Annotated in this window: 8 protein-coding genes; 6 read left to right on the top strand and 2 right to left on the bottom strand. The window is 67.4% G+C overall.

All coding sequences use genetic code 11. From position 1 onward, the window contains the following. Positions 1-216: 216 nt before the first annotated feature. Positions 217-1,494 carry an ABC transporter substrate-binding protein gene (locus tag AC1D15_RS12065; protein ID WP_477826154.1) on the bottom strand — a complete coding sequence of 426 codons (1,278 nt, stop codon included), beginning with the start codon at positions 1,492-1,494 and terminating at the stop codon, positions 217-219. Between the two features lie 147 nt (positions 1,495-1,641). Between AC1D15_RS12065 and AC1D15_RS12070 the strand changes: the two genes are divergently transcribed. The 3 genes from AC1D15_RS12070 (at position 1,642) to AC1D15_RS12080 (ending at position 3,063) form a co-directional block, all read left to right on the top strand. Continuing rightward, entirely contained in the window at positions 1,642-2,226 is a 585-nt protein-coding gene (locus tag AC1D15_RS12070) for a GAF domain-containing protein (RefSeq protein WP_052211233.1), read from the top strand. A 139-nt stretch (positions 2,227-2,365) separates the two neighbouring features. Next, complete coding sequence (locus AC1D15_RS12075) at positions 2,366-2,647, top strand: hypothetical protein (RefSeq protein WP_477826155.1); 282 nt, start codon at positions 2,366-2,368, stop codon at positions 2,645-2,647. 5 nt (positions 2,648-2,652) lie between these two features. Next, on the top strand, positions 2,653-3,063 hold the full coding sequence (locus tag AC1D15_RS12080) for a methylglyoxal synthase (RefSeq protein WP_477826156.1): 411 nt from the start codon (positions 2,653-2,655) through the stop codon (positions 3,061-3,063). Positions 3,064-3,245: 182 nt separating this feature from the next. Here the strand turns inward: AC1D15_RS12080 and AC1D15_RS12085 are convergent, their stop codons facing one another. Beyond that, positions 3,246-4,385 carry a metallophosphoesterase gene (locus tag AC1D15_RS12085; RefSeq protein ID WP_465111024.1) on the bottom strand — a complete coding sequence of 380 codons (1,140 nt, stop codon included), beginning with the start codon at positions 4,383-4,385 and terminating at the stop codon, positions 3,246-3,248. A gap of 242 nt (positions 4,386-4,627) precedes the next feature. Between AC1D15_RS12085 and AC1D15_RS12090 the strand changes: the two genes are divergently transcribed. The 3 genes from AC1D15_RS12090 to AC1D15_RS12100 form a co-directional block, all read left to right on the top strand. After that, positions 4,628-5,926 (top strand): ABC transporter substrate-binding protein, encoded by a 1,299-nt coding sequence (locus tag AC1D15_RS12090; RefSeq protein ID WP_477826157.1) that lies wholly within the window; start codon positions 4,628-4,630, stop codon positions 5,924-5,926. Between the two features lie 76 nt (positions 5,927-6,002). After that, a complete protein-coding gene (locus AC1D15_RS12095; RefSeq protein ID WP_465111022.1) occupies positions 6,003-6,860 on the top strand; it encodes a carbohydrate ABC transporter permease in 858 nt (285 codons plus the stop codon). A 16-nt stretch (positions 6,861-6,876) separates the two neighbouring features. Continuing rightward, positions 6,877-7,642, top strand: a 766-nt coding sequence (locus AC1D15_RS12100) for a carbohydrate ABC transporter permease (RefSeq protein WP_477826158.1), incomplete at its 3' end; no start/stop codon positions are given.

Consider the following 7,642-nt stretch of genomic DNA (forward strand, 5'->3'; position numbering starts at 1 on the left):
GCGCCGGAGCTGGCTGGTTTCATGGCCCGCGTGCGCCAGCACGCTTCGTGCACTGACTGTCGCCCACTGTTTGACCACAACGAACGAAGTGAGTGGAGGGAGTTTGGGCGACGGGCCATGAAACCAGTCAGCGCAGGGGAGTCATTGCCCCCCAAGGGGCAATGACCGCACCGGCCGGCGAGCCACAGCCTCCCCACCCGCGTCTTTGCCTGCGCCTCAATTCCAACGACCCCCGCGGCCAATCTGGTTCAGGCGCTGATCGAGCTTGGCAACGGCCTCTTCGGGCTTCGCGCTGCGAGAGAGCACCTCGTGCGCCGCGTTCCAGAACTCGTTGCTGACCTGGTTGTAGCGCGAGGCCGTCACGGTGGCAGGCCGCGGCACCGCGCTCGCGAACGTGCCGGCCAGCTGGCTCATGAACGGGTTCGCGGCGACCACGTCCTTGTCCTGGTAGAGCGTCGAGACCGTCGGGTTGAACGAGCCCTTCAGTGCCCGCTCCTTCTGCACTTCGGCACTGGTCATGTACATCACCAGGTCGGCCGCGAGGGCCGCGTTCTTCGAGTACTTCGACACCGCGAGCTGCTGCCCGCCCAGCGCCGCCGCGTTCGAGCCCGCATCGCCGCCCTTCGGCAACACCGCCACGCCCACCTTGTTCTTGATCGGGCTGTCGTCGCGCTGCGCCAGCGACCAGGCGTACGGCCAGTTGCGCATGAAGACCGCGTTGCCGGCCTGGAACACGCCGCGYGATTCCTCCTCGGCATAGTTCAGCACGGCCGTCGGCGAGATCGTGCCGACCCACGAGGCCGCCATCGCCAGCGCCTTCGAGGTCGCCGGGTTCTTCACCGACACCTTGCCCGCCGCGTCGACGATGGTGCCGCCGCCGTAGCTCGACACCCACTCCAGCGCATTGCAGGTCAGCCCCTCATAGGCCCGGCCCTGCCACACGTAGCCCCACATCTTGTCGTTGCCCGCGGCACGCTCGGCCGACTGGATCTTCTGCGCGGTGTCGGTCAGCTGCTCCCACGTGACCGGCACCTTCAGGCCGTGCTTCTCGAGCAGGTCCTTGCGGTAGTACAGCAGCCCCGCATCGATGAACCACGGCATCGCGACCAGCTTGCCCTGCACGCTGCCGTTCGTCACCATCGACGGGAAGTGCGTCTTCTCGACACCCTTGCTGTACGGCTTCAGGTCCAGGAAGTGCGAGCCGAGGATGCCCGGCCACACCACGTCGACCTGGAACACGTCGATCTTGTCCGACTGCGAACCCAGCACCTGCTGGTACAGCGCCAGCCGCTCGCTGGCATCGTTCGGCGTGGACACCACCTCGACGGCGTTGCCCGACTTCTTCGCCCAGGCCTCGGCCGCGCTCTTGCACAGCTCGAGCTCCTGGCCGACCGCCCCGCACGAGATCTTCAGCGTCGCAGCTTGCGCGGTCGCCGTCGCGATCAACGAAAAGCCGGCCGCAGCCAGCGCCAGGATCAGGCGTCTTTGCATCATCGTATGTCTCCATCCGTTGTGGTCCGGGCCGGATCGAGTCCGGCTCCTGGTGCGGCATTACAGCGGCCACCCGCCCGGCCAGGATGTCGACTGTGAGCGACACCCCTGCCGGTTTTGTCATCTTTGAAACATGGCTACAGTGCGCGCATGAAGTTGCACGACGCCTTCGGTCCCGACGACCTGTCGGTGATGATCTCCGAGCTGCTGGTGGCCACCGCCGACGGCACCGACCCCGGCATCGACCAGTCCGTCACCGAGGTGCTGCGTACGCTGCGCGACCGCCTGAAGATGGACGTGGTGTTCGTCTCCGAATTCGTCGACGGCCAGCGCGTGTTCCGCTTCGTCGACGGCGACAACCCGCCGATGGGCCCCGGCGACGGCAACCCGATCGAGGAGAGCTGGTGCAAGCAGGTGGTCGACGGACGCATGCCGGAGCTGGTGCCCGATGCGGCCGCCATCGCGAAGGACATCGGGCTGCCGCGCACCGACATCACCGTCGGCGCCCACCTCAGCACGCCGATCGTCATGCCCGACGGCAGCGTCTACGGCACGCTGTGCTGCTACAGCGCCGCCCCGAACCCCGCCCTGCGCAAGCGCGACCTCGACAACCTGCGCAACTGCGCCATCCTCGTCGCCCGCAAGCTCACCGCGGCCAGGAAGGCGAACCAACGGGGCGCCGAGGTCGACTGGTCGCTGGAGCCGATCAGCGAAGAGCGCTGGAAGCTGAAGTGAGTCCGGGGTTCCGCGTACGGCAGCAATCCACGCATCCCCCGAACGAAGGTGTCACGCCGTGCGCACGGCCGGCCGCCACTGGCTACCATGGCTCCCACGCGTTCGCCCGTGCGGATGYATGAACGCTTGAGGCCACCCCGTGTTTGAAACCATCCTCGCCGGCACCGTGCTCCTGGTCTGCGCCATCCTGCTGGTGCGCCTGACGCTCAGCGTGCGCCGACGAATGCAGTTCGATTTCATGATGCAGCGCTGGTGGGCCACGCTGGCCGGCACCTGGCTGCGGCTGTGGCGCTGGCCGGCCGCGCGCCGTGAGGCGAACCGTGAGGCGCGCGACGCGATCGAGCGCGCCCGCGACGGCGGCGAGTGGGACGGCAACGTGTACCGACCGAAATCCTTCCGCAAGCCCCGCAAACCGCACTGATGTTCATGACCRACACCATTTCCGACACCCCGTCAGCCCCCCCTCCCCGCATCGCCCTGATCGCCCACGACCACAAGAAGGACACGATGGTCGAGCTGGCCCGCGAGTACCTGGGCTTCCTGCAAGGCTGCACGCTGGTCGCGACCGGCACCACCGGCGGCCGCCTGCACGACCAGCTCGGGCTGACCGTGCAGCGCATGCTCAGCGGCCCGCTCGGCGGCGACCTGCAGATCGGCGCGAAGCTCGCGCAGGGCGAGATCGACCTGGTGGTGTTCCTGCGCGACCCGATGACGCCGCAGCCCCACGAACCCGACATCAATGCGCTGGTGCGGGCCTGCGACGTGCACGACGTGCCCTGCGCCACCAACCTGTCGACGGCACGCCTGGTGCTGGCCCGCTTGTCGGAAAGGCGCTGATCCTGCCGGGCACGTCGATTGCCCCCTTCCTGACGGGCCCGTGCCCGCAGGAGTGTTTCGATGAACCAGCTCTCAGAGCGCCCCGACGCCCGACGCCGCCGTGTCGAAGGCCCGTCGCGGGATCCGCGTGACCACGCCGGCCTGGAACGCCCGGCCGCCCATCCGAAAGGGACTGAACCCTCTCAGGCCGCCCGGACCAGCCGCACCCGCGTGATCTCGGACGGCGCCCCCAGCCGCTTCGGCGGCCCCCAGTAACCCGTTCCCCGGCTCACGTAGACCCACAGCGCGCCCAGCCGGTGCAGCCCGGCCACGAACGGCTGCTGCAGCGGCACGAACAGGTTCCACGGCAGGAACTGCCCGCCGTGCGTGTGGCCTGACAACTGCAGGTCGAAGCCCGCCTCGGCCGCCGCCGGCGCGCTGCGCGGCTGGTGCGCCAGCAGCACCTTCGCATGCGCTTCGTCCGACGCGCCGTGCATCGCCCGTGCCGGATCGCTGCGCTGCCGCTCGTCGAAGTGGTGCGCGCCGAAATCGGTCACGCCCGCCAGCAGCAGCCGCCCCGCGCCATGCTTCAGCAGCAGGTGCTCGTTCATCAGCACCGTGATGCCGAGCCGCCGCAGCTCGGCCACCCAGGCCGGCGCACCGGAGTAGTACTCGTGGTTGCCGGTGACCGCGAACACGCCGTGCCGCGCCTGCAGCCGCCCGAGCGGCGCGGTGTGCTCGGAGAGTTCCGGCACCCGCCCGTCGACCAGGTCGCCGGTCAGCGCCATCACGTCGGCGTCCAGCGCATTGGCCGCATCGACCACGCGGTCGACGAAATCCTTGCGGATCGTCGGGCCGACGTGCAGGTCGCTGATCTGCACCAGCGTAAAGCCTTCGAGCGCCGGCGGCAGGCCGGCAATCGGCACGTCGACGCGCCGCACGCCGGGCCGGCGCCGCGCGTTCAGCAGGCCCAGCAGGCTGGCGAGCAGTGCCAGCGCCGGCACCGCGAGCGCCGACACCTGCAGCACCGCCAGCGGGATTGGCCCGCCGCCCGCCGCCAGGTTCCACCCGCCCCACGCCAGCAGCGCCACGTCGCGCCCAAGTGTCAGCACCAGCAGCGTCGAGAAGAACCCCATCGCGATCAGCCCGGCCCAGGCCAGCAGCCCGGTCGCCGCGCGCCGCCCGAGGATCGGGCTCGCGGCCGACAGCACCAGCAGGAACAGTCCGATCAGCAGGCCCGCCCCCACGGCGCCCCACGGACCGGGCAGCACGCCCAGCAGACGGACGCCGATCCAGGCATGGAAGGCAGCCAGCAAGGCCACCGGAAACAAGCGAAATGACATGGCAGGACCTGTCGTGAGCGGGGCAAGCCCCACAGATGGGGCTGGCTTGCGCCATCTCAACACAACCCCTGTCCCCGAAATCCAGGAAAACCCGGGCCGTTCGATGCAAGAAAGTACAGCTCTTGGCAGGGTCCGTACCAAATCGTTCAAAGGCATACGTCTATCGTTGCGGCTGCGGACGTGGCCCACCACGTCGCATCAGTTCGACAACGATGGAGACACAGATGACAAACAAGACTGCAATGGTTCTGGCCTTTGGCGCGCTGGGCGTCGTGGCGGCCACGTCTTCGCATGCCACCGACCTCGTGATCGCGACCGTCAACAACGGCCACATGATCGAGATGCAGAAGCACACCAAGGACTTCGAGAAGGCCAATCCCGGCATCACGCTGAAGTGGGTCACGCTCGAGGAAGGCGTGCTGCGCCAGCGCGTCACCACCGACATCGCCACCAAGGGCGGCCAGTTCGACGTGATGACGATCGGCCTGTACGAGGCCCCGATCTGGAGCAAGAAGGGCTGGCTGAAGGAGATCAAGACCGACGCCGCCTACGACGTCGACGACCTGCTGCCGGCGATCCGCAGCGGCCTGTCGCTGGACGGCAAGCTGTACGCCGCGCCGTTCTACGGCGAGAGCTCGATGACCATGTACCGCGACGACCTCGTCAAGGCCAAGGGCCTGACGATGCCGGCCAATCCGACCTGGACGCAGATGGCCGACATCGTCTCGAAGATCCACGACCCGGCCAAGGGCGTGTACGGCCTGTGCCTGCGCGGCAAGCCGGGCTGGGGCGACAACATGGCCTTCCTGACGACGATGGTCAACACCTACGGCGGCCAGTGGTTCGACATGAGCTGGAAGCCGCAGATCGACACCAAGCCGTGGAAGGACGCGATCGGCCAGTACGTCGACCTGATGAAGAAGTACGGCCCGCCCGGCGCGTCGGCCAACAGCTTCAACGAGAACCTCGCGCTCTTCAACGAAGGCAAGTGCGGCGTGTGGATCGACGCGACGATCGCCGCCTCGTTCATCAGCGACCCGAAGCAGTCGAAGGTGGCCGACAAGGTCGCCTTCACGCAGGCGCCGCAGGCCGTCACGCCGAAGGGCGCGAACTGGCTGTGGTCGTGGAACCTCGCGATCCCCGCCTCGTCGCAGAAGGCCGACGCCGCGCAGAAGTTCATCACCTGGGCCACGTCGAAGGACTACATCAACCTGATCGCGCAGAGCTCGGGCTGGCACACCGTGCCGACCGGCACGCGCAAGTCGACCTACGCGAACCCCGAGTTCCAGAAGGTCGCGAAGTTCGCGGTCGAGGAGCAGAAGGCGATCAACAGCGCCAACCCGAACGACAGCACGCTGCCGAAGTCGCCGTACGTGGGCGTGCAGTACGCGGCGATCCCGGAGTTCCAGGCGATCGGCATCGCGGTGGGCCAGCAGATGAGCGCAGCCTTGTCGGGCAAGGTCACCGTCGACCAGGCCTTGAAGACCTCGCAGACCGCTGCCGAGCGTGAAATGACCAAGGGCGGCTACCTGAAAAAGTAGGCTTTCCTCCTAGCCCTTTCTGCCTCCGTGCTGGCGTGTGCCGGCCGGGGGTCAGTGCCTGACGGAGGTTCACGCCATGACCCGATTCCTGCCCCGCGCGCTGATGGCGCCGGCGGTCACCACGCTGTTCCTGTGGATGATCGTCCCGCTGGTGATGACCATCTGGTTCTCGCTGGTGCACTACAACCTGATGCAGCCCGGCGACAAGACCTTCGTCGGCATCGAGAACTTCCACTACTTCATCACCGACCCGGACTTCTGGCCGGCGGTGCTGCAGACGCTGGAACTGCTCGGCGCGGTGATCGTGATCACCGTCGTGCTGGGCGTGGGCCTGGCCCTGCTCGTCAACGAGCCCTTCCCCGGCCAGGGCATCGTGCGCGTGCTGCTGATCTCGCCGTTCTTCGTGATGCCCACGGTCAATGCGCTGCTGTGGAAGCACATGATGATGAACCCGATCTACGGGGTGCTCGCGCACGTGTGGCACTTCTTCGGCGCGACGCCGATCGACTGGATGACCGACCTGCCGCTCGCCTCGGTGATCCTGATGCTGTCGTGGCAGTGGCTGCCGTTCGCCTGCCTGATCTTCATCACCTCGCTGCAGTCGCTCGACCGCGAGCAGATGGAGGCGGCCCGCATGGACGGCGCCAACGCGCTGCACCAGTTCTGGTACCTGACGCTGCCGCACCTGGGCCGCTCGATCGCGGTCGTCGTGATGATCGAGATGATCTTCCTGATGAGCGTGTTCGCCGAGATCTTCACCACCACCGGCGGCGGCCCCGGCAACGAGAGCACCAACCTCGCGTTCCTGATCTTCAAGCAGGCGCTGATGAACTTCGATGTCGGCGTGGCCTCGGCCGGCGCGCTGTTCGCGGTGGTGCTGGCCAACATCGCCGCGGTGTTCCTGATCCGCATGGTTGGCAAAAACCTCGACTGACGCCTGGACTGACGCCATGAGCACCACCTACCCGAACGGTTTCCCGTACGTCCGCACCTTCTTCGCGTGGGCGATCGCGCTGCTGCTGTTCTTCCCGCTGCTGTGGCTCGGCCTCACCGCCTTCAAGACCGAGATGCAGGCGATCGCGGTGCCGCCGCAACTGATCTTCACGCCCACGCTGTCGAGTTTCGCCGAGGTGCAGGAGCGCAGCGACTACCTGCTGTACGCGAAGAACTCGCTGATCACCAGCCTGGTGTCGACGATCCTCGGCCTGATGATCGCCGCGCCGGCCGCCTATTCGATGGCCTTCTTCCGCACGAAGCGCACGCGCGACATCCTGATGTGGATGCTGTCGACCAAGATGATGCCGGCGGTCGGCGCGCTGGTGCCGGTGTACGTGATGGCGCAGACCACCGGCATGCTCGATTCGCTGACGGCGCTGATCATCGTGTTCACGCTGTCCAACCTGCCGATCATGGTGTGGATGCTCTACAGCGCCTTCAAGGAGGTGCCGAACGACATCCTCGAGGCGGTGCGGCTCGACGGCGCGACCGTGTGGGACGAGTTCCGCCACGTGATCCTGCCGCTGACGATGGGCGGCATCGCGTCGACCGGGCTGCTGTGCCTGGTGCTCGCGTGGAACGAGGCCTTCTGGTCGCTGAACCTGACCTCGGCCCACGCCGGCACGCTGGCCGCGCTGATCGCGTCGTACTCCAGCCCCGAGGGCCTGTTCTGGGCCAAGTTGTCGGCCGCATCGCTGCTGGCCATCGCTCCCATCATCG

The organism is Rhizobacter sp. P2_H2 (assembly GCF_056403375.1).

What these genes read in the sequence shown, in the direction of transcription:
- AC1D15_RS12090 (WP_477826157.1), top strand. Translation starts at nt 4,628, where the DNA reads ATGGTTCTGGCCTTTGGCGCGCTGGGCGTCGTGGCGGCCACGTCTTCG.
- AC1D15_RS12095 (WP_465111022.1), top strand. Translation starts at nt 6,003, where the DNA reads ATGACCCGATTCCTGCCCCGCGCGCTGATGGCGCCGGCGGTCACCACG.
- AC1D15_RS12085 (WP_465111024.1), bottom strand. Translation starts at nt 4,385, where the DNA reads ATGTCATTTCGCTTGTTTCCGGTGGCCTTGCTGGCTGCCTTCCATGCC.
- AC1D15_RS12070 (WP_052211233.1), top strand. Translation starts at nt 1,642, where the DNA reads ATGAAGTTGCACGACGCCTTCGGTCCCGACGACCTGTCGGTGATGATC.